Annotated in this window: 17 protein-coding genes and 1 tRNA gene; 13 read left to right on the forward strand and 5 right to left on the reverse strand. The window is 42.2% G+C overall.

Annotation, left to right across the window (positions count from 1 at the left end; all coding sequences use genetic code 11):
• Positions 1–18: 18 nt before the first annotated feature.
• Both HMPREF1534_RS07715 and HMPREF1534_RS07710 read left to right on the forward strand, forming a co-directional pair.
• The gene (locus HMPREF1534_RS07715) at positions 19–678 is read left to right on the forward strand and encodes a hypothetical protein (RefSeq protein ID WP_005941197.1); all 660 of its coding nucleotides are present in this window, start codon (positions 19–21) and stop codon (positions 676–678) included.
• A gap of 67 nt (positions 679–745) precedes the next feature.
• Positions 746–3,361: a UvrD-helicase domain-containing protein gene (locus HMPREF1534_RS07710; protein ID WP_005941199.1), complete on the forward strand. Its 2,616-nt coding sequence runs from the start codon at positions 746–748 to the stop codon at positions 3,359–3,361.
• Between the two features lie 572 nt (positions 3,362–3,933).
• On the opposite strand, the gene HMPREF1534_RS07705 is transcribed toward HMPREF1534_RS07710, so the two are convergent.
• Positions 3,934–4,614, reverse strand: coding sequence for a zinc metallopeptidase (locus HMPREF1534_RS07705; RefSeq protein WP_005941201.1), 681 nt, complete (start codon positions 4,612–4,614; stop codon positions 3,934–3,936).
• Between the two features lie 216 nt (positions 4,615–4,830).
• Between HMPREF1534_RS07705 and HMPREF1534_RS07700 the strand changes: the two genes are divergently transcribed.
• From HMPREF1534_RS07700 to HMPREF1534_RS07685, 4 genes are all read left to right on the forward strand, one after another.
• Complete coding sequence (locus HMPREF1534_RS07700; RefSeq protein WP_005941203.1) at positions 4,831–5,730, forward strand: helix-turn-helix domain-containing protein; 900 nt, start codon at positions 4,831–4,833, stop codon at positions 5,728–5,730.
• A 113-nt stretch (positions 5,731–5,843) separates the two neighbouring features.
• The gene (locus HMPREF1534_RS07695; protein ID WP_005941206.1) at positions 5,844–10,499 is read left to right on the forward strand and encodes a translocation/assembly module TamB domain-containing protein; all 4,656 of its coding nucleotides are present in this window, start codon (positions 5,844–5,846) and stop codon (positions 10,497–10,499) included.
• 5 nt (positions 10,500–10,504) lie between these two features.
• Positions 10,505–12,847, forward strand: a complete 2,343-nt coding sequence (gene tamL, locus HMPREF1534_RS07690) for a translocation and assembly module lipoprotein TamL (RefSeq protein WP_005941209.1) — start codon at positions 10,505–10,507, stop codon at positions 12,845–12,847.
• Positions 12,848–13,107: 260 nt separating this feature from the next.
• A complete protein-coding gene (locus HMPREF1534_RS07685; RefSeq protein WP_005941211.1) occupies positions 13,108–14,019 on the forward strand; it encodes a glycosyltransferase family protein in 912 nt (303 codons plus the stop codon).
• A gap of 402 nt (positions 14,020–14,421) precedes the next feature.
• Here the strand turns inward: HMPREF1534_RS07685 and HMPREF1534_RS07680 are convergent, their stop codons facing one another.
• A complete protein-coding gene (locus tag HMPREF1534_RS07680; protein ID WP_005941214.1) occupies positions 14,422–14,646 on the reverse strand; it encodes a hypothetical protein in 225 nt (74 codons plus the stop codon).
• Positions 14,647–14,755: 109 nt separating this feature from the next.
• Here HMPREF1534_RS07680 and HMPREF1534_RS07675 point away from each other — a divergent pair, with 109 nt between their 5' ends.
• From HMPREF1534_RS07675 to HMPREF1534_RS07650, 6 genes are all read left to right on the forward strand, one after another.
• Positions 14,756–15,601 (forward strand): peptidylprolyl isomerase, encoded by an 846-nt coding sequence (locus tag HMPREF1534_RS07675; RefSeq protein ID WP_018452054.1) that lies wholly within the window; start codon positions 14,756–14,758, stop codon positions 15,599–15,601.
• A gap of 19 nt (positions 15,602–15,620) precedes the next feature.
• Complete coding sequence (locus HMPREF1534_RS07670; RefSeq protein ID WP_005941220.1) at positions 15,621–16,880, forward strand: M16 family metallopeptidase; 1,260 nt, start codon at positions 15,621–15,623, stop codon at positions 16,878–16,880.
• A gap of 43 nt (positions 16,881–16,923) precedes the next feature.
• A complete protein-coding gene (locus tag HMPREF1534_RS07665; RefSeq protein ID WP_025066814.1) occupies positions 16,924–18,243 on the forward strand; it encodes an MATE family efflux transporter in 1,320 nt (439 codons plus the stop codon).
• Between the two features lie 23 nt (positions 18,244–18,266).
• Positions 18,267–20,747, forward strand: a complete 2,481-nt coding sequence (locus HMPREF1534_RS07660) for a hybrid sensor histidine kinase/response regulator (RefSeq protein ID WP_005941225.1) — start codon at positions 18,267–18,269, stop codon at positions 20,745–20,747.
• Between the two features lie 91 nt (positions 20,748–20,838).
• Positions 20,839–22,185 (forward strand): sigma-54-dependent transcriptional regulator, encoded by a 1,347-nt coding sequence (locus HMPREF1534_RS07655; RefSeq protein ID WP_005941227.1) that lies wholly within the window; start codon positions 20,839–20,841, stop codon positions 22,183–22,185.
• Positions 22,186–22,384: 199 nt separating this feature from the next.
• Positions 22,385–22,690 carry a hypothetical protein gene (locus HMPREF1534_RS07650; protein WP_005941230.1) on the forward strand — a complete coding sequence of 102 codons (306 nt, stop codon included), beginning with the start codon at positions 22,385–22,387 and terminating at the stop codon, positions 22,688–22,690.
• Between the two features lie 59 nt (positions 22,691–22,749).
• Here HMPREF1534_RS07650 and HMPREF1534_RS07645 read toward each other — a convergent pair whose 3' ends face one another.
• Genes HMPREF1534_RS07645 through HMPREF1534_RS07635 form a run of 3 tightly spaced genes read right to left on the reverse strand, consistent with a single transcriptional unit; the run spans position 22,750 to position 24,805 of the window.
• On the reverse strand, positions 22,750–23,421 hold the full coding sequence (locus HMPREF1534_RS07645) for an RluA family pseudouridine synthase (RefSeq protein WP_005941233.1): 672 nt from the start codon (positions 23,419–23,421) through the stop codon (positions 22,750–22,752).
• Positions 23,422–23,428: 7 nt separating this feature from the next.
• Complete coding sequence (fabG, locus tag HMPREF1534_RS07640; protein ID WP_005941236.1) at positions 23,429–24,175, reverse strand: 3-oxoacyl-[acyl-carrier-protein] reductase; 747 nt, start codon at positions 24,173–24,175, stop codon at positions 23,429–23,431.
• 30 nt (positions 24,176–24,205) lie between these two features.
• A complete protein-coding gene (locus HMPREF1534_RS07635) occupies positions 24,206–24,805 on the reverse strand; it encodes a TetR/AcrR family transcriptional regulator (protein WP_005941238.1) in 600 nt (199 codons plus the stop codon).
• Between the two features lie 231 nt (positions 24,806–25,036).
• Here HMPREF1534_RS07635 and HMPREF1534_RS07630 point away from each other — a divergent pair.
• Positions 25,037–25,112: transfer RNA gene (locus HMPREF1534_RS07630), tRNA-Met, on the forward strand.
• Positions 25,113–25,867 lie beyond the last annotated feature (755 nt).

Genomic DNA, 25,867 nt, shown 5'->3' on the forward strand with positions numbered 1-25,867 from the left:
CCAATAATACGACAGATTATGAAAAAGTTTTTAGTATTATCCGCTTTAGTTATAACTTCTTGTACACTCTCTAACGAGGAAAAAGCTGAGAAATTGGTTAAAGAGACGCTTAAAGACTATCTCTATCACCCTGATTCTTATGAGCCAATATCAACAAGAGTTGATAGTATGTTTATTGATGTAACTACTATCGAGCCTATTATGAAAATTAGCGATGAAATCAAGAATTTGATATCTAAAATAAATCGCTGTGAGAGAAAAATTGAATCAGCAGAATCTTCTATGGATATTTTTGCCCCCAATGGTTATTCTTCTCAATACTCTCGTGGAGAGTATTCACGAGCAAAAAAAGAAAAGGAAGAAGCCAAATCTGATTTGAACAAATACACCAAGAAACTTTCAGAACAACTTGCTTTTCTAAAAGAAAATGTCGCTAAATATCACAAAGGAGAATTTACAGGTTGGGCAGTAAGCCATAGATTTAGGAGTCTTAATGGAGCAGGCTCAATGACCATTCCGGGAGAAATGATTTTCTTTTGCGATGAAGAATTTACAACTTGTGGGGGTTATGAAACAGATAAGTTTGAGGACTTCGTAAAAATTTTAAACGCAGTAGATGAAGCAACTTCGGATGAAGATGTAATAGATTATTTTAAAGAAAATAATTTTTTGCTATAAATTCCGTATTTCCGTAGTACGCTAATTTTTATGCAAATCAAATATTATCAACTGCTATTTTTTTAATATGCAATGGGCGTTTATTTTGGTTATTTGTATAATTGCTATTTCGGTTATTGTAATAGCGATGGTACGAACACGCCTAAAAAACAAATCCAAAGAGCTTGCAGAAAAGCTAAACCATATATCTGCATATAGCGAGAAATCAAATTATGAGCAAGCAAGAGAGAGATTATCGGCTCTTAATGAGGGGGCGTTTATAGATATTCCCTCAGACTTAAATAATGGCTTTTATGGCAGGGTAATCTCCGCAACGCAAGAAAAAGATTTCATCAATCATTATAAGGTGCATTTCCAAGAGGCATATTCACTTCTGAAGAAACTTGAAGCATTTAACATCACTCCATCAGAAACCATATCCAAATTCATTAACGACTTTGGAAGAATCAACAAACTTGTAAAACAACACAATGATGGTGTTATAACCTTTCTACTTGACACGCACAGGGACTTTTTTGACCATTGCCTAAAATACCCATTAGACAAGCAACAAAGACGCTCAATTGTTTCAGAAGAGGATAATTGTTTAGTAGTCAGCAGTGCAGGTAGTGGTAAAACCTCTTCAATTGTCGGTAAGGTTAAATATCTCACCGAAATCAAGGGTATAGCACCTGAAAGAATTTTACTTATCAGTTATACCAACAAAGCAGCAGCCGAACTAACCGAAAGAATGGCGACCAATGGATTGAAAGGCTACACATTCCATAAGTTAGCCATTGATATTATAGGCAAAACGACAGGTACAAAACCATCTATTTGCGACAATACAGATTCATTGTTTGTAGATATATATCACAAATTGTTAGATAAATCGTCTTTCAAGAAAAGTATAGTGGAATACTTTATTGATTACCAAACGAATGAAGCTGATTGGGAACAACGCAAGAATGAAAGACGGGAGCAATTATCAGGACTAAAGAATGTGCAGCTAAAGGCGATGTTTCCCGATATGGACGGCAGAGCCATATATGTGAGAAGTGAACAAGAACAAAAAATATGTTTTGCTTTGTCCTCGCTGGGAGTGAAATTCAGATATGAAGAACCATACGAACATCAATTAGCAGATGAGATGCACTCACAATATCGTCCCGACTTCTCAATATATTTTAAGCAAGGAGGAGTAACCAAACGCATCTATCTTGAACATTTCGGAGTTGATGAACACGGGCTTGTTCCTGCTTGGTTCGCAAAAGATAAGGGTATAACCTACGAAGAAGCCAATCAGAAATACAATGATGGTATAACTTGGAAGAAAACTGCTCACGAGAAATTTGGCACACAACTTTTAGTAACATCAAGTGCAGATTTTCATTATTCTGATATTAGGGATAAACTCCGTAAACTATTAGCTGAAGCAGGTGTACCAATTCAAGAAAAGACCGATGAGGAGTTATACGATTTAGTACTACCCAAAGGCAGCAAGCAGGAAAAGGCGTTTATACGACTTGTTGTTACTTTCGTTACATTGGTAAAATCAAGTTGTAAATCAGTTAAAGAGGTTTTGAAACAAGCCAAAAATGCAGATGATGAACGAAGTGTGTTTATCATCAAGAATATATTTCAACCTGTATATGAACGCTACATAAATGCGTTAAGCGATAGTAACCAAATTGATTTTACCGATGCTATTCTTCAAGCCACTGAGATATGTCGTACTTCACACCCTGTTGAATATGATTATATCATAGTGGATGAGTTTCAAGATATTTCTGTTGACCGTTACAACTTCTTGAAAGTATTGCGAGAGGGTAATCCTCCTGCAAAGTTGTATTGTGTGGGTGATGATTGGCAGTCTATTTATCGTTTTTCGGGAAGTGATATGGCTCTATTCAATCAATTCCCCGAATATTTTGGAACAACGGAGATAAACAAGATTGAAACGACATACAGATTTGGAGAGCCTTTGGTTTCTTTATCGTCGAACTTTATACAACGCAATAAAGCCCAAATACAAAAGAATATCCATTCGTTCAGCTCAGAAATGAGAACCGAGTTGGAATTCTATGCTTATGATAGACGAGATTACTGCAATACGATAGGGCAACTTGTAGCTTCTATTCCATCGGATAAATCAATATTCCTATTGGGGCGTTACTCTTTTGATGATTACTACCTCTCTTTTATGTACCAATCAATTAAAGAGGGTAATAGATTCTACTATGTGATAGGAGGACGAAAAATAGAGTTTTTAACCGTACATAAGTCAAAAGGTCTTGAAGCGGATTATGTAATACTCTTACAATGCAATAAAGATACATACGGTTTCCCATCACAGGTGAGTGACGACCCTGTGCTTAACTATGTGCTCACTAAGAGCGACCAATTCCCATACGGAGAAGAAAGAAGATTATTCTATGTTGCAATAACAAGGGCTAAGGTAAAAACGCTTGTATTATACGATAAGCGTTTCCCGTCTGTATTTGTGGATGAATTCTTGCACCCCGAAAAGGTGTCAGAAGAAAGCTATGTAAAGCACCCTAACGCCAATAAAAGATGGACAAGAAGTGCAGACCAATTTTTATTGAAACTGCACAATGAAGGTAAGAGTGTCAAATATATTGCAAACAAAATGGGTAGAAGTCAAACTTCGATTGTAATGCGATTAAACAAACTAAACAAATAGTCGAACTTTTTCTTTGATGTACCTTGTGTGCATCGGACTATTCTATTATTTTTGTACACAGAAACGAGTTACTTGAAAGCAATTCAAGGCAGAACGCAGCATACGGCACAGTTGCCAAGTCATTACCTCAAAATCGGGTAATTCTTCCAAAGTCCTTTGTATAAGGCACAAACGAAAGTTTTCCAGAATTACGAAAAAATCTCTGTAATAAACGAATAAAAAGGGAGAAAACTCTGATTATGGTTAGCCTCTATTGATCTTAATGCCATTCTTCCGAAAACGAGCCTGTTTAATCCTCTAATATCTAATAAAGAAACAAAGTGTATTCCAAAGAATTGTAGCTTTTACTAAAAACTCAAGGATATGGGAGGACAGATATAAGAATCTAAAGAAAATGGGGCTGTCAAAACGTGGATAATGCTATCATTTAGTTCGTAGGGGCGAGGTTCGCTCGCCCGAAAACAGTTTGTTTTGTGTCTTCGGGCAGGCGAACCCTGCCCCTACAGCTGACGATGGGATAGACCGATTTAGTTTTGACATACTCCCATTATTCAATACAATCGGATAAATATTTACTCCCGACGTCCCATATAAATCATAATATAATAAACCAATGTAGCCAATGAGCTGAGTGCAGCGACTACATATGTATAAGCAGCCGAACGTAATGCGTCTTCCGCTGCCTGATGATTATAGGAATTAGTAATACCCGCTTTACTCAACCATACCAGTGCACGATGGCTCGCATTTATTTCTACCGGTAATGTAATAAAACTGAAGAGGGTAGTCATGGCAAACAAACAGATACCGGCCAACAATAACTGCGGAAAAGTATTTACCATCAGAATTCCTCCCAACAACACCCAAGTCATGATAGAAGATGAGAACTGAACCACCGGAACAAGTGCAGAACGCATTTTCAACGGAGCGTATGCACGCGCATGCTGCACAGCATGTCCACACTCGTGGGCAGCTACGGCAGCAGCAGCCACACTATTGCTTCCATATACACCTTCACTTAAATTCACTGTTTTGTTAGCCGGATTATAATGGTCGGTCAACATTCCCGGGGTACTTGTCACTCTGACATCATAAATACCGTTGTCATGCAACATCTTCTCTGCTACTTCTTTTCCGGTCATGCCGTTTGATAGTGGCATTTTAGAGTATTTCTTAAACTTACTCTGTAAACTAGCTTGTACGATATAACTAATAATCGCAATTCCAATAAATAATATCCAATACATTGACATAGTTTTGTTCTTTATAATTTCGTTGTTAAATATACAGGTTATTATACACAAATAGTTTGCCACCCTTCCCGTTTTAGAAAGAATTAAGAATATTAGCGGGTTATTGACAGTCAATTGGCAGACGTTCCGCCAAATTCAATTAAAAAATATATAAAGGAGACAAAAAGAATTGCCATGTGATTATTGATTTATATTTTTGAAACAAAAATAAGAGATATGGAACAAGAAATTGGAAATATATCCATTGCCCTCATCCGCAAATTGAACCCTGCAATGAAGGGCATAGGAAATGATTTTATAATGGACAGTACAGAATATTATATTCCGGATGTCAATTCTATATTCAAATATCCTCTTCGTCTCGACGGTATTATCATCGCAGTGCGAAAACAAGGAAGTGCAACTATAAACATCAACCTGCGTGAATACAACACGACTAAAAACGATTTAATTCTTTGCGCTCCCGGCGACATCCTTCAATCAATTCCCAAACCGGGCATGCATCAAACCCAAATGTTCCTCATCTCATCCGATTTTCTAAAAGAGATGTATATCAACCTGAATAGTTTCATGCCTTTCTTTATTTCATTAAAAGAACAACCTATTTTCAGCCTGACGGATGAGGAGGTAAAAGAGTTGGAGGCTTTCTATACATTAATAGAAGAGACTATTGACCGGAATGATAATTTCCGTACAGAGATTGTACGGCGGCTGATGGGTGCCTATCTTTATAAATTAGGTTCCATTCTGCATCGCAGACAACCGGAATTCTTGTCTGTCAACCCTAAATCCATGAAACGAGAAGAAATACTATTCAACCAATTCATTAATTTGCTAACCGAACATCATCGCAAAGAAAGACGGGTGGACTTCTATGCCGAACAGTTGTTTTTAAGTCCGAAGCACTTCTCTACCGTGGTGAAAAAAGTAAGTGGGAAAACAGCCGGTGAGTGGATTGACGAATATGTAATTCTGGAGGCAAAAGCATTACTTAAATATTCGGTCATGTCTATTCAGGAAGTAGCCTATTACATGAATTTCCCAAATCCTTCCTTTTTCGGAAAATATTTTAAGCACCACACCGGAATGTCACCAAGTGAATATAAAGTGCAATAGCAGAAGGAGGAAAAGATAAAATTATCAAGAAGAAAAGATAAAAGGCAGATACATTCAACTAATATGCCGATAAAATTGTTTAAGTTTGCAGAAACGTTTGTACAAAACACACGATGAAAAAGAAATATATCCGCTGGACAATATGGACGGTAGCTTCTCCTTTCATATTGTTCATTCTCTTATGTATACTGATTTATTTGCCCCCCATACAAAACTTTTTGGTGGACAAAGCGGCTTCGTATGCCTCTGAATCAACCGGAATGAATATAAAAGTGGGAAGAATATCCTTATCCTTTCCGCTCAATTTAGTAGTAAATGACGTGGAAGCATCTTCCCAACACAACGATACATTGCTCAGCGTAAAACGCCTTCAGGTAAATGTACAGTTGTTGCCATTGTTAAAAAAACAAGTGGAAGTAGACGGTATCTCTTTAAAAGGAGCCACTGTCAATTCCAATGACCTTATCAACGGAATGCAGCTACAAGGAACCCTCGGTGAATTGTTCATATCCAGCCACGGTGTGGCACTCGACCCCGAAACAGCCATAGTGAACAAAGTACTGCTTAAAGACACCGACTTGTCTCTTTGCCTGAATGATACCACAGCTGCCGATACTGCTAAGACCGACACTACCTATTGGAAAATAATCCTGCAGAACATTGATTTGCAAAATGTATCTTTCGCTTTACAGATGCCGCTTGACAGTCTCGCGCTCAGCACATCGCTGGCAAAAGCATCTTTACGCAACGGATTGATAGACCTGCATAAATCCGCCTATTCCCTTCAAAGTTTTAAAATAGAGAACGGACAAGTAAACTATGACTCGGGAGCACCGTCTCCTCTTCCATCAGACAGCATTGCTCTGAGAGGATTGGATCCTTCCCATATCGCACTGACCGGCATCGGCGTGCAACTCGATTCTCTTCATTATGAAGGTCGTGACATGAAAGCCATCATTAACCGCTTTGTCTTAAAGGAACGCTCGGGATTGGAGATTCAATCCACCCAAGGACGACTGCTCTCCAACAAGCAATCGCTCCGCATCCCTTCTTTGCGTCTCGCCACTTCCGATTCGGACTTCGAATTAAATGCATCCATCGACTGGGATGCACTCGAAATGAAAAGTGAAGGACGGTTGTCTGCCCGATTAATGGCTGATATAGGCAAACAAGACATTGTACGCTTGATAGGCAACATGAATGAACATTTCGTACAGAAATATCCGGCCGAGCCCTTACGCATCCGTACAGGAGTGGATGGTGATCTCAACCAACTCAAATTGACTGCCCTGAGTGCCGAACTGCCCGGTGCATTGGAGCTTTTTGCCAAAGGTGAATTAACCCATCTGACCGATACTCTGAAACGCGGAGGAGACATAACACTTGAAACGGAAGTGGAGAATATGGATTTCCTGAGCGTTCTTGCCGAAGGAGTTGCCATCCCTGACGGTACGCGTCTGGAAGGTAAATTCACCATGTCGGGTTCCAAAATGGGTACAGATCTTTTATTAAAAGAACCGGACGCTCGTATATTGGCAGTGATTGACACCATCCCCATTACCGTCTATAATGACAGTATCTCTATTGCAGATGATTTCAAAATGGAACATGCCGCCCGGATCTATGCCAAGTACGACCTTTCACGCGAAGCTTATGAAGCCGATGTTGCCATCAACAATCTGAACCTGCACCGATTCTTGCCGCAAGACTCACTCTTTGCAGTATCTGCACGTTTGGGGGTCAAAGGAGAAGGACTGGACTTCATGTCCCCCCGAACCACCTTCAATGCCTCGGGCAGCATTGACCGTTTCCATTACGGCAATTATATCCTGTCGGGCATCCAACTCTCGGCCGGACTCGAAAAACATATCATCAATACAGCTTTATTAATCAATAATAAAGTAATGGATATACGGGCGCATCTCGATGGAAGCCTGAAACCGCATAATGCAGCAGCCACACTGAAACTGGATATCGACCGCATGGACTGGCAGGCGTTGCACTTGATAAATGAACGTATGCAGACCTCGCAAAACATCACAGTCCACCTCACAACAGACATGGCAAACAAATATTCTGTGGATGCATCCATGGCCAATATCACCATCACCACACCTAAACGTACTTCGCATCCCAAGGACCTTTTATTGGGATTTACCACAGCCGGTGATTCTACCCGGATGTATTTGCGTGCCGGTGATTTCGACTTTTCTTTAGAAGGAGACGGACACATCACACACTTATCCCGTCAGGCAGAAACACTGATGAAAAAACTTTCCGAACAATGGGAGCATAAACATATTGACCAGGAAGAAATGAAACAATATTTACCCGGTCTGTGTTTCCGCGTCACTTCGGGACAAGACAATCCGGTTTGCAATTACCTGTCCATGATGGGCATCTCTTACCGGAAACTTTTTATGGATATTGATTCCTCTCCGACAGAAGGTCTGAACGGAGAAGCATTCCTTTATAGCCTGAGTACAGACAGTATTGTATTGGATACACTCTATCTTGATATTCAACAAGACATGGAAGGCATCAAATTCCTAAGCGGAGTTGTCAACGGACCGAAGCCTGACCAGGAAGCTTACGATGTCAGTCTGGAAGGAAATATAGGTACCAATCAGGCACAATTAATCATCCAATATCTGAATGCCCGTAAGGAACAAGGCATTTATATGGGAGTTCAGGCCGATTTACGTCGACGGGGTATCCGCATGCGTCTCTTCCCCGAACATCCAACATTAGTTTATCGTCCTTTTACAGTAAACAAAGACAATTACATTTTCCTGACAGACCGCGGACGCATCCATGCCAATCTCCATCTGCACGATGATGAAGGTACGGGTCTCAGCTTCTATACCAATCGGGAAGACAGCATTGCCAGTCAGGACATGACAGTTGAGCTCTCCCGAATCAACCTGAAAGAATTCCGTCGTATTCTGCCGTATATGCCTGATATGGAAGGATGGATTGGAGCAGAAGCGCACTATATCGAATCCGGTCCTTACATGATGGTAAGCAGTGACTTGAAAGTCGATGAATTCAAATATGAAGGCACCCCTCTCGGCAATTGGGAGTTTAGCGGTGTATACCTGCCCGGTGATGAAAAAGACCACCACGTAGACGGATATATTCGTCACAACAACAAAGAGATAGCTCACCTCGGCGGTATCTATCTGCCCACAACCGACGGCAAAGGCAACCTGAGTGCAGATGTTGCATTCGAACACTTCCCATTGAATGTCATCAATCCATTCATACCCGATAACATGATAGAATTGGGCGGTGACATTGATGGAACACTTGCCATGAAAGGCGATCCTTCCAAGCCTCTGCTCAATGGCGAATTGTCACTCGATTCCGTATCAATATTCATGCCCGAACTATCTGCGCTCTTCCGCTTCGATAACGAACCGGTGCAGATGGTCAACAGTAAAATGACGTTTAAGGACTTTGATATCTTCACCAAAGGAAAAACTCCTTTCACCATCAACGGTAACGTAGATTTTTCCAATCTGGAGCGTATGACTACCGATTTAAAAATGAAAGCCCGAAACTACGAATTACTGAATGCCCCCCGCACCAAACGGGCTATGGTATATGGCAAAATGTATGTAGACTTCGACGCTACTCTCCGTGGTCCCATAGACGCCCTCATGATGCGAGGCAACATGAATATATTGGGAAAGACAGATTTCACGTATGTGATGAAAGATTCTCCTCTGACCGTGAACGACCGCTTGGGAGACATGGTAACTTTCGTCAACTTTAATGACACTACGGAAGTAGCGAACGAAACCATCCAGCCGGTGTCCATCAATGGCATGGATATCGCCATGACGATGCATATTGACCAAGCCGTCCAAGCACACGTCGATATCACACCGGACGGCTCCAATTATATGTTGCTCGAAGGAGGCGGAGACCTTTCTTTCCAATACACCCCGCAAGGTGAAATGCTGTTGAACGGACGCTACTCGCTCATCAGCGGTGAAATGAAATATGAAATTCCGGTCATTCCACTCAAGACATTCAACATCCAAAACGGCAGCTATGTAGAATGGACAGGCAATGTGATGAATCCCCAGCTCAATATTACTGCCACAGAGCGAGTTCGCGCTACTGTCGGCGAGGACGGACAAAGTCCTCGTATGGTCAGCTTCGATGTAGGCATCGCCCTGAGCCAACGATTGGAAAATCTGGGACTGGCCTTCACCCTTTCAGCTCCCGAAGATGCATCAGTACAAGACCAACTGACTGCCATGACCCCTGAAGAACGGGGCAAACTGGCTGTTACCATGCTCGTCACCGGCATGTATATGGCAGAAGGCAACTCTACCGGAGGATTCAATATGAACAATGCTCTCAACTCCTTCCTGCAAAGTGAAATCTCGAATATTGCAGGCAAGGCCCTTGATATCAGTTTGGGAATGGAAACCGTTGACAATGCCGAAGACGGCGGAAAGCGGACGGATTACAACTTCCAGTTTGCCAAACGTTTCTGGAACAACCGTTTCCGTATCGTCATCGGTGGAAAAGTGTCTACCGGTAATACAGCCCAGCAAGATGAAACATTTATTGATAATGTTTCCATCGAATATCGTCTGGACAATAGCGGCACCCGATATGTCAAAGTATTCCATGACAAAAACTACGAAAGCGTGCTCGAAGGTGAAATCATCGAAACAGGAGTCGGTATCGTTCTGCGAAAGAAAATGAGTCACCTGGGTGAGTTATTTATATTCAGGAAAAAGAAAGATTAACAAAAATGACAAGGATAAAAAAGAGAAGAATTCACACTGACCTGCTGTTACTGACAGCTTTTCTATGCCTACTGGCCGGTTGTTCCACCACGAAGAATCTGCCCGAAGGCGAAACCCTTTACGTAGGTGTAAAGAACATAAATGTCATCAATGAAGACAAAACTCCCGCCGGAGTACAAACTCTGGAAGAAGTAGAGGCAGCTCTGTCCTACCCTCCCAATAATGCCATTTTGGGAAGTAACTCCCTGCGTTTTCCCATTCCATTCGGTTTATGGATATATAATGACTTTGTGAAATACCAGGAAAAGAAAGGAGTGGGACACTGGATATTTAACAAATTGGGCTCTACTCCGGTTTATGTTTCCACTGTTAACCCCGAAACCCGAGTAAAAGTAGCAACCAACCTGCTGCGCGATTATGGTTTCTTCAATGGTTCAGTATCCTATTCGGTCGACACCCTGAAGAATCCCCGAAAAGCAAAGCTCAATTACGAAATCAATATGGCCAATCCTTATTATCTGGACTCTATTGCCTACCTCAAATATCCGGCACGAGCCGACAGCTTGATCCGTGCCACCTACAACCAACGCATATTACGCAAAGGAGATAATTTCAGCGTGTTGAAATTAGAAGAAGAACGCCAGCGGCTAAGTACTCTTTTCAGGAATAACGGATACTACTATTTCCGCCCCGAATTTACCACCTTCCGTGCAGACACACTGCGCAATCCCGGTTTTGTAAGTTTGCAGGTAGTACCGCAAAAAGGAGTGCCGGCAGAAGCACGCCGTCCTTATTATATAGGAAAAACCTCTGTTTACCTTACAGGATATAAGGGAGAACAGCCGACAGACTCATTGACCTTTGCAGATATGACCATTCATTATCACGGAAAGAAGCCCGGTATCCGCGAATTGGTCTTGCGTAAACGTTTTCTGTATAAAGAAGGACAACTGTATTCCCAAATACGTCAGACCTATACCCAAGAAGCATTGGCGCGCCTGGGAATCTTCAAATATACAGAGTTCCGTTACACCCCCAAAAACACCCGTCCCGACTGTGACACCCTGAACGTCAAGGTAAATGCCATGTTCGACCTTCCCTACGACGGAGAGCTGGAATTCAATGTCACAACCAAGAGCACCGACCAGACAGGACCGGGAGCCATTTTCAGTTTGTCACGACGCAACTTTATGCGTACAGCCGCCAAGCTTTCTTTCCAATTGAAAGGATCTTATGAATGGCAAACCGCATCCAACAGTGTGGCAGGAGACAAATCGAAAATGAATTCATACGAACTGGGAGCATCCTTCTCCTTGGATTATCCTCGTCTGTTACTGCCGTGGATGAAGAACAAATCAAACCGCTTCCTGTTTCCTTCACATACATCTTTCAAGCTCTATGTAGACCAACTGAACCGTGCCCGTTTCTTCAAGATGCTGTCATTCGGTGGAACCGTCAGCTATGATTTCCAGCCATCGCGCACCTGGAAACACACCGTGACCCCTTTCAGGCTTGCATTCAACACTCTGCAACATACCACCAGCGAATTTGACTCCATTATCAATGTAAACAAGTCATTGGCTCTCAGTTTGGGAAATCAATTTATCCCTGCCATGAGCTACACCTTTACATACGATAACGCTCCTCTGAAAAAACGACATAACCTATGGTGGGAAACCTCTTTCACCTCTGCCGGTAATGTAACTTCACTCGTTTATGCTGCCTTCGGTAAAAGGATGAAAGAAAAAGGAAAAGAATTATTGGGAAGCCCCTTCGCACAGTTCCTGAAAATGACCTCGGAAATACGCTGCCTGTTCAAAGTAGGAGAAAAACAACATATAGCTACCCGCCTGATGGGAGGAGTCCTCTATGCATATGGCAATCAGACTGTTGCCCCCTATAGCGAGCAGTTCTATATCGGAGGTGCCAACAGTATACGCGCATTTACGGTTCGCTCCATTGGTCCGGGTACCTTCCATCCCAATGCAGACAACCGTTATGGATATATCGATGAAACAGGCGACGTAAAACTGGAAGCCAACATAGAATACCGTTTTCCGATATTGGGCGACCTATATGGCGCCACTTTCCTTGACGCAGGCAATGTATGGCTGATGAAAAAAGACGAAGCGCGTCCCGGCGGAGAACTCACCATGCGAAACTTTGCAAAAAGCGTGGCACTCGGCACCGGTGTGGGATTACGTTATGACCTGACGTTTCTGGTTATCCGACTCGATTTGGGGATTGCCCTGCACGCACCATACGACACAGGAAAAAGCGGCTACTACAATATACCGAAGTTCAAAGACGGCCTTGGCCTTCACTTCGCTATCGGCTACCCCTTCTAAATAGAGGAAGGGACAAAAAAACGAGGACACCCCGATATCGCATCGTAATGTCCTCCACAATCATTGAGGGATATATATTTTAATACTTTTGTAGTCAAACCAATGGCACAAAGATAGAAATATTATTCGGAAAAAGATATTTTATCAATATTAAAATTCAAAAAAAGAATGTTTTTTTCTTTTTCCGCTCACAAATACATTTTCCTTCATATATTTTTGTAGCTTTGTAGTCAAAATATCAATTTTTAAATAAATAGACTATGAAACCTACATTATTCTTATTAGCAGCCGGAATGGGTAGCCGTTATGGTGGCCTCAAACAATTGGACGGACTGGGTCCTAACGGCGAAACTATTATGGATTATTCTATCTATGATGCCATTAACGCCGGATTTGGTAAACTTGTTTTTGTTATCCGCAAAGATTTCGAACAGGATTTCCGTGATAAAATCATTTCTAAATACGAAGGACACATTCCTTGCGAAATGGTCTTCCAAGCTTTGGACGCACTGCCCGAAGGTTTCACTTGTCCTGCCGACCGTACCAAACCATGGGGTACCAACCACGCAGTCATGATGGGCGCCGATGTTATCAAAGAACCGTTTGCAGTAATCAATTGTGACGATTTCTATGGCCGTGACTCATTCCAGGTAATGGGTAAATTCCTTGCAAATCTTCCCGAAGGAGCTAAAAACACCTATTCGATGGTAGGCTTCCGTGTAGGTAACACACTGAGCGAAAGCGGTACTGTTTCTCGTGGTATCTGCGAAACAAACGAAAAGAATCTGCTGACTTCCGTAGTAGAACGTACCAAAATTCAGCGCATCGACGGAGAAGTGAAATATATCGACGATAATGGAGAATGGACAGCAACAGCCGACACTACTCCGGTTAGTATGAATTTCTGGGGCTTTACTCCCGATTACTTTGCATACAGCCAGGAATTCTTCAAGACCTTCTTAAGCGATCCTAAGAACATGGAAAACTTGAAGAGCGAATTCTTTATTCCTTTGATGGTAGATAAATTGATTAATGACGGAACAGCTACCGTTGAAGTTCTGGATACTGCCAGCAAATGGTTCGGTGTAACTTATCCCGAAGACCGCCAGAGTGTAGTAGACAAAATCCAAGCATTGGTAGATGCCGGTGAATATCCTGCCAAACTGTTTTAATCATATATCATAAAAAGAAAAGAGGACACATTCAAACAATGTGTCCTCTTTTTCACTTTCTATACCCATACTAAAACCTTTTCAGCATCAGTGTATATACAAATTACAGTATTCACTAAAAGATGCAATTGCAAACAACTTATTTGATATTTTCAAGAATAAAAACAAAGGAATTAGAATTTGCTGTAGCAAACTGAATTTAATACCTTCATAGTGTTTATAGCAACGATGCTTTAATCTGCGAGGTTATACCTCTTGTGCGGAGTAACACATATCCCGGCTTTTTATTCTTTTCATTCAAGCTTGTTATCAGTGGAAAGACATAGTCCGTGGTGGAAGATTCTGCATAGCGAAATGGCACGGATGCAAGGTTTCAAATGAATACACACCGTATAATTGGTCTTATGACGATTGTAAGTGAGTATATTGTTTTTTAAAGGAACGGATGGCTGTACCATAATTCCGCGCCATGCTGTAGCATCCTATCTTATGGGCATGAGCAATTTCCTGTTTGGCAAATTTCAAAAAAGACATTTGCGGTACATCTGTCACCTTAGAAAAAGACGAAATTTTGTTATTACCTTCTTTACATGTACGAATACTGAAACGAACATATATTTTTATCATAACACTACTTTCTGCTTTTTAATAACACGACAATCTATGGCAACATCAAAACTATTTTGTACATTTGTCCACTTTATCATCTGCAAACTTATACATATATATTATAAACATGAAAATAAATAAAGTATTAATGATAGCCGCTTCTTTCGCATTTATAACAGCATGCGGTGCCGGCTCTAAAAAAGAAAATCATAATATGGGAAAAGAAAAGCGTACTCAGGTAAAACTGGAAACAACAATGGGAAACATCACTGTAGAACTGTACAATGAAACACCGAAGCATCGCGATAACTTTATCAAACTTGCCAAAGAAGGTGTATATGACAGTACTCTCTTCCATCGTGTTATCAAGCAATTCATGGTGCAAGCCGGTGACCCGACCAGCAAAACGGCTTCTGATACCGCCATGTTGGGTAACGGAGATGTGGGCTATACCATTCCGGCCGAATTTGTTCCCAAGTTCTTCCATCATAAAGGTGTACTTGCAGCAGCCCGCGAAGGAGATAACGTGAATCCGCAGAAGGCTTCGTCCGGTTGTCAGTTCTATATCGTCACGGGACGCAAATTCACCGAACCCCAACTGCTTGGCATGGAAAATAAGATCAATGAGCAACGCGAGGAAGCTATCTTCGACAGCTTGGCACAAAAGCACATGAAAGAAATCTATAAAATGCGTAAAGCCGGTGACACGGAAGGATTATATGCCTTGCAAGATACCCTCGAAGCCCAAGCACAGGCCATGGCGGATAAAGAAGAAAAATTCCATTTCACTCCCGAACAGATTCAAGCTTATACCACTGTGGGAGGTGCGCCTCATTTGGACGGCTCGTATACTGTATTCGGTGAAGTAGTGGAAGGTATGGAAACGGTGGAAAAGATAGAGATTGCCAAGACCAACCGTGCCGACCGTCCGTTGGACAATATACGTATCCTTAAAGCGACTGTTGTAGAATAACTGAAGTCACCCGCAAAAGATGATAGAAATCAACAGACATACCCTGTCAAACGGACTACGCATTGTCCATTCTGAGGATAACACCACTCAAATGGTGGCACTGAATATCCTCTATGATGTGGGTGCACGCGATGAAGACCCCGAACATACAGGATTTGCTCACTTGTTTGAGCATCTTATGTTCGGAGGTTCCATCAATGTGCCCGACTATGACACGCCTGTACAGAATGCCGGTGGAGAAAACAACGCATGGACAAACAACGATATCACCAATTACTACATCACCCTTCCGCGCCAAAATGTGGAAACAGGTTTCTGGCTAGAAAGTGACCGTATGCTATCGCTGGATTTCAACCCACGCAGCCTGGAAGTGCAGCGCCAAGTGGTGATAGAGGAGTTTAAGCAACGAAATCTGAACCAGCCCTATGGCGATGCTTCTCATTTATTGCGTGCACTGGCCTACAAGGTTCACCCTTACCGCTGGCCTACCATCGGAAAAGAAATCAGCCACATTGCCAATGCTACTTCCGAAGAGGTGCAGGCATTCTTTTTCCGCTATTATGCTCCCGATAATGCTATTCTGGCGGTGACGGGACATATTACTTTTGAAGAAACGGTGGCATTGGCAGAGAAATGGTTCAGTCCGATTCCCCGTCGACACGTTCCCCGCCGTTCGCTCCCCATGGAGCCGATGCAGACAGAGGAACGCCGCCTGACGGTAGAACGAAATGTTCCGGTGGATGCCCTGTATATGGCTTTCCACATGTGTTCACGCAATCATCCCGACTATTATGCATTTGATATGCTGAGCGATTTGCTGAGCAGCGGACGTTCTTCACGTTTCGTGCAACATTTGGTACAGGATAAGCAAATATTTAATTCCATTGACGCATATATATCCGGAAGCATCGACAACGGTCTTTTCCATATCGTGGGAAAACCTGCGCCGGAAAAGACGCTGGAAGAAGCAGAAAAAGCTATATGGGAAGAACTTGCCTTACTGACTGAAGGCAGTATAGACGAGAACGAACTGGAAAAAGTGAAGAACCGCTATGAAAGCGAACAGATATTCAACAACCTCAATTACCTGAATGTGGCCACTAATCTGGCTTATTTCGAGTTAATCGGAAAAGCTGAAGACATAAATACAGAAGTGGAAAAATACCGTTCTGTCACGCAAGAACAGATTAAGAGAGCAGCGAAACAAACATTTTTGCCTGAAAATTGTTCCGTATTATATTATAAAGCTGCCGCCAAAGGTGCAAGCCACACTCCGTAAGAGAACGGAAAAAATATATATATAACCTATGAACCGTACATACATTCAACATTACAAATCTCTATTTACACTCGGAATTCCCATTGTCATCGGCCAAGTGGGTGTTATTATCCTTGGGTTTGCCGATACGCTAATGATCGGACATCATAGTACCAACGAATTGGCTGCCGCCAGCTTCGTAAACAATATGTTCACGCTGGCCATCATTTTTGCAACCGGCTTTTCGTATGGCCTGACCCCTATTGTCGGCAGTCTGTTCGGACGCGGGGAGACATCGGTAGTGGGGAGAATGCTCAAAAATAGTATTTTTGCCAATGTCCTGCTGGCGGTACTGCTTACCTTTATCATGTGGGTGCTCTATCTGAATATCCATCGTCTCGGGCAACCCGAAGAATTGCTTCCACTGATGAGACCTTATTTTATCGTACTGCTCATATCACTATTATTTGTCCTCCTGTTTAATGCTTTCAAGCAATTTGCCGATGGTATCACCGATACCCGCGTATCGATGTGGCTGTTGCTGGGCGGTAATGTCATGAATATCATAGGCAACTATATTCTGATCTACGGAAAATTCGGCATACCTGAAATGGGACTGCTCGGTGCCGGTATCTCTACTCTCGCCTCCCGAATTATGATGGTAATAGTATTTGCTCTCATCTTTTTCTGTACTAAACGATATCATATATATAAAGAAGGCTTTGTACACAGCAAAATAAACCGTGCCGATTTTATTTATCTGAACAAACTTGGTTGGCCTATCGCATTGCAAATGGGCATGGAAACTGCATCATTCAGCTTAAGTGCCATTATGGTGGGCTGGATAGGGACTACAGCACTTGCCGCTCATCAAATTATGCTTGCCATTTCACAGGTATGCTTTATGATGTATTATGGCATGGGGGCAGCTGTGGCTGTACGTGTCAGCAATTTCAACGGACAGAATGATAGGGTTAATGTACGCCGCACTGCATATTCGGGCTTCCACATCATGTTGGGTATTGCCCTTATAGGAGCGCTTCCCATCTTCTTATTAAGACATCAATTGGGAGGCTGGTTCAGTGACAGCCAGGCAGTGAGTGTGACGGTGGCACAATTAATCATCCCGTTCATTGTCTACCAATTCGGTGACGGACTCCAAATCAACTTTGCCAATGCACTGCGAGGCATTGCAGATGTCAAACCGATGATGTATATCGCTTTTATCGCTTATTTCCTTATCTCCTTACCTGCCGGATATTTCTTCGGATTCGTAATGGACTGGGGAATCGTAGGTATCTGGATGGCCTTCCCATTCGGTCTCACTACTGCCGGTATCATGTATTATCTACGTTTCCGGTCGCGAACGCTTGAAAAACATTAACCATCATTTTGAAGTTTTCGTTTATGCCACGTTTATCAACACAACTGAAAGTAGCTTCCGGCTACATCTTGCTCACGCTTCTGTTATTTGCTTCCATTCAGTATATCAACCATGAAATGAAAGCATTGACCGAAACGGATGACAACGAAACCATATTGAATTTACGCCGACGGGTAACCAATGAAATTGTCGGTCAGCTGTATCAGGCTGAAATCATCGGACAATCCTTAAGTGCCGGTCAATTGGGACAATACTTCCGTTACAAGGCATCCATGCAAAAGGCGAACGCTGCAGTTGATTCATTGCGAAGCTTGTTGACAGATAGTATCCAGACCCTCCGCTTAGACACTGTCGAGATGTTTCTGACAGAAAAGGAACGCAATATGCGCAATCTTCTCCGCGCCATCCAGGAAGGAGGTACCGACAAAATTTATCAGCAACATATCGAAAAACTGATAGCTGAACAAGATTCATTACTCAACCTTCCCCATGTACGCCGAAAAGTAGTGACACATACCAATTCTTACATTATCCATAAGAAGCCGAAAGGATTTTTCAGAAGACTGGGAGAAGTCTTTTCTCCCGGAAAGGGCGACTCCACCCAAGTCAATAATGTGATTCAGGAAGAATTTACAGATACATTGACGGAATCATACAGTCCGACCGATACTGTTGTCACACTGCTGAAAAACGTACAGAGTCGTGTAACCGACACTCAACAGCAGCAGTTGAAGATGCTCAACCAACGGACACAGTCCCTGCGTCTCAGCGGCTTAAAACTAAGTCAGAAAGTGAACCAACTGTTAAGCACCATCGAAGATGAAGGGCTAAGAATGGCACAACAAAAACAGATACAGGAAGAAGAAATCCGACAAAGTTCGGCACGCACCGTAGAGGCCATAGCCATCGTAGCTGTGCTACTGGCAAGTATCTTTCTGATTTTTATCTGGCGGGACATCACACGCAGTAACCACTATCGCCGAGAATTGGAGAAAGCCAAACGCCGCGCCGAAGACTTACTGGTAGCACGCGAAAAGTTAATGTTGACCATTACACACGACATAAAAGCACCGGTAGGTTCTATTATTGGTTATACCGACCTGTTAGAGCGAATCACCACAGAAGAGCGACAACGCTTTTATCTCAACAATATGCAAAGCTCTGCCAAGCATTTGCTGAGTCTGGTGAATTCTTTATTGGATTATCATCGTCTGGATGCCCATAAAATGGATGTAAACAAGGTAACATTCAACCCTCATCAATTATTTGACACCATTTATATAAGCTTCAAACCAATGGCAAATGCCAAACATTTGCTATTGGAGTACGACTGTGGAGAACCCTTAAACCGCTTATATATAGGCGATCCGTTCCGCACCAGACAAATAGTAGAGAACCTACTTTCCAATGCATTAAAATTTACACAAGAAGGAAGTATCACGCTCCGTGCAGCATTGGAAAACGGACAACTGCACTTCAGCATCAGTGATACCGGTTGCGGAATCAGTGAAGAAGAACAAAAACGAATATTCCAAGAGTTTACCCGCCTGCGTAATGCACAAGGACAAGAAGGTTTCGGACTGGGACTGGCCATTACAAAAAAACTTATTTTATTGCTCGAAGGAGATATCAGAATAGAAAGTGAAGCGGGAAAAGGCAGTACGTTTCATGTATACCTTCCTCTTCCCCAAGCTCCCAACACCGATAAAAAGAATAAAAGAGAGGAAGGTATAAAGAACTTTATCCTCATTGACGATGACCGCATTCAACTGCAATTGACTGCTGCCATGCTTAAACGTCCCACCATCCATGTCACCTGTTGTGAACAGCCTGAAGAACTTTTCCGTCAGTTGGAAGAGAATAAATTTGATGCACTTCTGACCGACATACAAATGCCCGCCATGAACGGCTTCGACCTATTGGATGCCATCCGTGCACTTCCGGCTGTCCGGGCAAAAACAATTCCCGTTATTGCCATTACCGCACGTAGCGACATGGACGCTGAATATTTCCGTTCCAAGGGTTTTGCCGGATGTCTCCACAAACCCTTTAACACACATGAAATTTTCGAAGTTCTTTCTCAAGCCATCCGGCAAGACTTGACAGATTTGGAAGAGACCGGCACTGAAATCCTACAGTCGCCAACCAATGACAGTTCACATACAGACTCGTCTTCATTGGACTTCTCGGCTCTTACCGCTTTCTCGGAAGATGACCCCAACGCAGCGAAAGAAATCATCCGCACATTTGTGTCGGAAACAAAAAAGAACCGGAGCTGCATGGCCACCGCCCTTGAAAATGAGGAAATAGAAGGAATAACCGCCATGGCACATAAACTTTTGCCTTTATTTACCATGCTGGGAGCCAACACTTCTATCGCACCTCTCACCTGGTTGGAACAAAGACGGGGAACAACCGAAATGACCTCCGAAATACGCGAAAAAGCTTTATTTATCCTTGATGAAATAGACAGAGTAATCCGCCAAGCTGAAGAACAGATTTAGACCTTTATAAGTTAAAAGGTATTAGAAAATCCTCCGGCATTTCGAAGCATAGTAAAAAAAGGTATATTTTTGTATCATTAAAAACATAAAAATGCCATACTCTATTTTAATAGTAGAAGACGATTTAACTTTCGCCACCATGTTAAAGACATGGCTAGGGAAGAAAGGGTTTCTGGTAGACACTGCCGGCAATAGTGCACGTGCCCGAAAACAACTGGATGCCCAATCATACAACCTTGTGCTTTCAGATCTGCGTCTGCCGGATCAAGACGGTATTTCTTTACTTGCATGGATGAAAGAGCATGGACACCAAATTCCCCTTATTATCATGACCGGCTATGCAGATATCCAAAGTGCTGTACAAGCCATGAAAAATGGTGCCAATGACTATATCTCCAAACCAGTACAACCTGATGTACTGCTAAAGAAAATAAATGAAGCGCTACAAAACGAAACTGTTATTGCAGCTCCTTCCGGCTCTGCTCCGTCCATATCAATTGCTCCATCATCCAATTTTCTGGAAGGTGAAAGTGAAGCAGCACGCCAATTATATAATTATGTAGGCTTAGTTGCCCCTACCCCCATGTCAGTTCTTATCAATGGAGCCAGCGGAACAGGCAAAGAATACGTTGCCCACCGCATCCATCAATTAAGCAAACGTGCCGACAAGCCATTCATTGCAATAGATTGCGGCTCTATCCCCAAAGAACTTGCAGCTTCCGAATTCTTCGGCCATGTAAAAGGCTCCTTTACCGGAGCACTTAACGACAAAACCGGTGCTTTCGTCGAAGCCAATGGCGGCACACTGTTTCTCGATGAAATAGGGAATCTAAGCTACGAAGTACAAATCCAACTTCTGCGCGCCCTGCAAGAACGGCGTATCCGTCCTGTAGGTTCCAATAAAGAAATAGAAGTAAATGTCCGACTTATCAGTGCAACTAACGAGAATCTTCAAAAGGCTATTGAAAAAGGTAATTTCCGTGAAGATCTCTTCCACCGAATCAATGAATTTACCTTGCGTATGCCTTCTCTGAAAGAACGTCAGGAAGACATCTTGCTTTTTGCCAACTTCTTTTTAGATCAGGCCAATCACGAACTCGACCGACATCTGATAGGTTTTGACGCGGCTGCCAGCAATGCACTGCAAACCTACTCGTGGCCCGGCAACCTTCGCCAACTGAAAAATATTGTAAAGCGTGCCACACTGCTCGCACAAGGCAGCTATATTACTTTAACAGAATTGGGATATGAACTGGTTGAGTCATCCAGTGCTTCTCCAACAAGCACAAGCCTCAGTCTGCACGACGAGGCAACAGAAAAGAAGCGCATCCTGGAAGCCCTTCAACAAACCGGAAACAACAAAAGCAAAGCAGCCCTCTTATTGGGCATTGACCGCAAAACACTGTATAACAAACTGAAGCTATACAATATCCAATAAAAAAGAGGATTGGGGAATAATTCCCCAATCCTCTCCACACATTCCCCATTTTTTCACATTCCGCCACACTGAGCCAAAACCGCATTTGTACTACAAATCAACAAGTTATAAAACAAATTATACTTTGGCATGCCAATTGCTCTTTAAATATCAGAGAGAACAAACGAGATAAACTATTAACCTGTAAAAACTTACAATTATGAAAAAATTATTTGTAGCAGTAGCATTAGTAATGGGAATTGGAACAAGTGTATTTGCTTACAACATGAATCCGGCAAGTATCGAAACCGTTACAACAGTGAATGATTTCACTCCAATCGAAGTAAAAGATCTTCCGGCAGCTGTCCAAGAAGCCATTACCAAAAACTATGCAGACTTAACTATCAAAGAAGCTTCAGTTGAAGCAAAAGAAGATGGTACAAAGACTTATAAAGTTGTTTTAACCGACAAAGAGGGTACTGAGAGCACTGTACTTTTCAGCGAAAGCGGAGAAGTGTTGAAGTAAATGAAAGATGCCTAAAATGAAAAAAGGGAATGCTGTGAAGCATTCCCTTTTCTATTTCTTCAGTCCATATCAAAACCGTTCCACAAATTACCTGCGGGCACCGGTGCCGTTAATTCAATCAGTTCTTTCGAAACAGGATGCATAAACTTCACCATCCGTGCATGAAGACAAATGCTACCATCCGGATTGGAACGCTGAGCACCATATTTCAAATCGCCTTTGATAGGACATCCCATTTTTGTCAGCTGACAACGTATCTGGTGATGACGTCCTGTCTTTAAATCCACCTCCAGCAGATAATAATTCTGTGAATGACCGATAAGCTTATAATGAAGCATCGCTTTCTTCGAGTTCTTTACTTCTTTATCATATGCATAAGACTTATTCTGTTTCTCATTGCGGACCAAATAATGAACCAATTCGCCTTCCGTTTCTTTCGGACACTCTTTCACTATCGCCCAATAGGTTTTCTTTACGTCTCCATTACGAAACATTTCGTTCAGTCGTGCCAATGCTTTACCGGTTTTGGCAAAAACCACTAAACCACTGACGGGACGATCCAAACGATGAGTAACACCTATAAAGACATTTCCCGGCTTATTATACTTCTCCTTCAGATACGACTTTACCGTTTCCGACAAAGGAGTATCACCGGTTTTATCCCCCTGAACAATCTCAGAAGAAGTCTTATTGACTACGATTATATGATTATCTTCGTAAACGACTGTCATGCAAAGATTACATATTCATACCACCATCTACCTGAATCACTTGTCCTGATATGTAAGATGACATATCAGAAGCAAGGAATGTAGCTACATCAGCCACATCTTCAGGAGTACCGCCACGACGCAAAGGAATCTTCTTAGCCCATTCCGTTTTTACCTCATCACTCAGTTTGGCTGTCATATCAGTAATGATAAAGCCCGGAGCAATAGCATTGGCACGAATACCGCGAGAGCCCAGTTCCTGAGCAATAGACTTAGCCAAACCAATCATACCGGCTTTAGAAGCTGAGTAGTTACATTGACCGGCATTTCCGTGAACACCTACCACTGATGCCATATTGATAATGCTTCCGCTCTTCTGACGCATCATGATAGGAGTACAAGCATGAATAAAGTTGAAAGCAGATTTCAGATTGACTGCAATTACTGCATCCCATTGTGCTTCGCTCATGCGCATCATCAATCCATCTTTTGTGATACCGGCATTGTTGACCAGAATGTCAATAGAACCGAAATCTTCCTTGATTTGATTCACTACTTTTTCTGTATCTTCAAAATTTGCAGCATTCGAAGCATAACCTTTTACCTTCACACCTAAAGCAGCAATTTCTTTTTCAGTATTCTGACCATTCTCGTCGATAACCAAGTCTGTGAATGCAATGTTTGCTCCTTCAGAAGCAAACTTCAACGCAATTGCTTTACCAATACCACGAGCAGCACCTGTTACAATCGCAGTTTTTCCAGTTAATAATCCCATTTTGTTTTCTATTTTACGTTATTAATTAAATTATTCTTTTCCGGTATCTTTGCGTCCCAGAGCACCGAATACGATTTTCGCCACATAAGCCCAACCGGCTTCATCATCCAGCTCCTCCGCTATCTGTCCGCGAATATACGGCACTTCAATTCCCTTAATACAATAATGTACAATATCAGCTATGATATCTACATTATCAATATCAAAAATACCCTTGTCTTTTCCTTCCGCCAATACTTGTTTGAAAAGTTTGATTTCTTTTGCATCAAAGTTTTTACGCACAGCTTCCACACGCCATATATTACGGAAGAAGCCGGCCCGCAATGTTCCGTTTCTATACACAACCATTTTGATAGAATCCAAATGCGTCTCTATCAATTTTAAAATTTTTTCGTCCGGAGTGATATCTTTTTTAGCGACTTGTTCCATTGCATCCGAAAGCATTTCCAACTCAGATTCCACCACCGCCATGTAGATATCCTCCTTGCTTTTGAAGTACGTATAAAGGGTGCGTCTTCCTTTTTTAGAAGCCACCGCTATATCGTTCATCGTAGTGTCATCCACCCCCTTCTTAGCAAAAAGCTGACGGGCAACGTCTACCAATTTAGCTCTTGTCTTTGATACTGCCATATAGATTCAGTTGCACATTATTTATATATGTGAGCAAATTTACATTATTAATTTGGACCATACAAGCAATTAAAGTATAATATTCATATATACGTTAATTAACACTCACAATACACACTAATAATCAAGCACTTATATTTCTTACATATTTTAAATTGAAAAAATATTCGAGAAATATTTGGAGTTAAAGAAAAAAGTCGTACCTTTGCACTCGTAATCAAAACACAACATCGCGGAGTGGAGCAGTTGGTAGCTCGTTGGGCTCATAACCCAAAGGTCGTCTGTTCGAGTCAGGCCTCCGCAACCAATAAGAGGCTAAATATCTAAAATTAAAGATATTGGCCTCTTTTTCATTAAACAGGTAAGACAAAAGCGAGACAATTAAAACAAAATGCTTTCTAAGGGGCAGTAGAAATTTAGTGGGGATTATAGTTTCCTATTCTCGCCCGAAATTCTGACCTCTGCCTCATGGCTCGTATCGCGCTTCCTTCTGAAACCCTCAATTACTTTTCACCGGTCCGTGTTGAACAGACTTCAACAGAAACACACATTCATATTGATGAACGGATGCCCTCTGCATTATCCTATGATGTGCACTTTGAATCCAAAGGCTTCATAGAAGCAGTAAGCATCACAGGTTTTCCCATCCGTGATCCCATAAGGTTTGTTTTGATCCCGTTTTGAACTCCCTAAGTCGTTTCACTAGCCGGTTTAAACGTTTCCGTCCTTTCGATTATGCCTGTCTATAAGTCGAATTACTACAGTCTTCCACAGTGGACCGTATAGTCCGTTACGGTAGACCGTACAGTCCACGGTAACGGACTGTACAGTCCATTGCAGTAGACTGTAATAATCTTCCGTTCAAAAGGACTTGGCCGGCCCTAAGAAACGCCTTACTCTTTCCTCGACCAGTGATATGATATGTTAAACCCTCAAGAGTGACAAGTGGTCCGCTACTTCACGATCAACCGGACTGTTCCCGTTAAATCGCTGTTGACACATTGTCAGCAGGGGATATTTCACCGCTTCCCACGCAAATTTCTGCATCTTTATCATACAGAA

The sequence above is a fragment of the Phocaeicola massiliensis B84634 = Timone 84634 = DSM 17679 = JCM 13223 genome (assembly GCF_000382445.1).
Taxonomy (GTDB): domain Bacteria; phylum Bacteroidota; class Bacteroidia; order Bacteroidales; family Bacteroidaceae; genus Phocaeicola; species Phocaeicola massiliensis.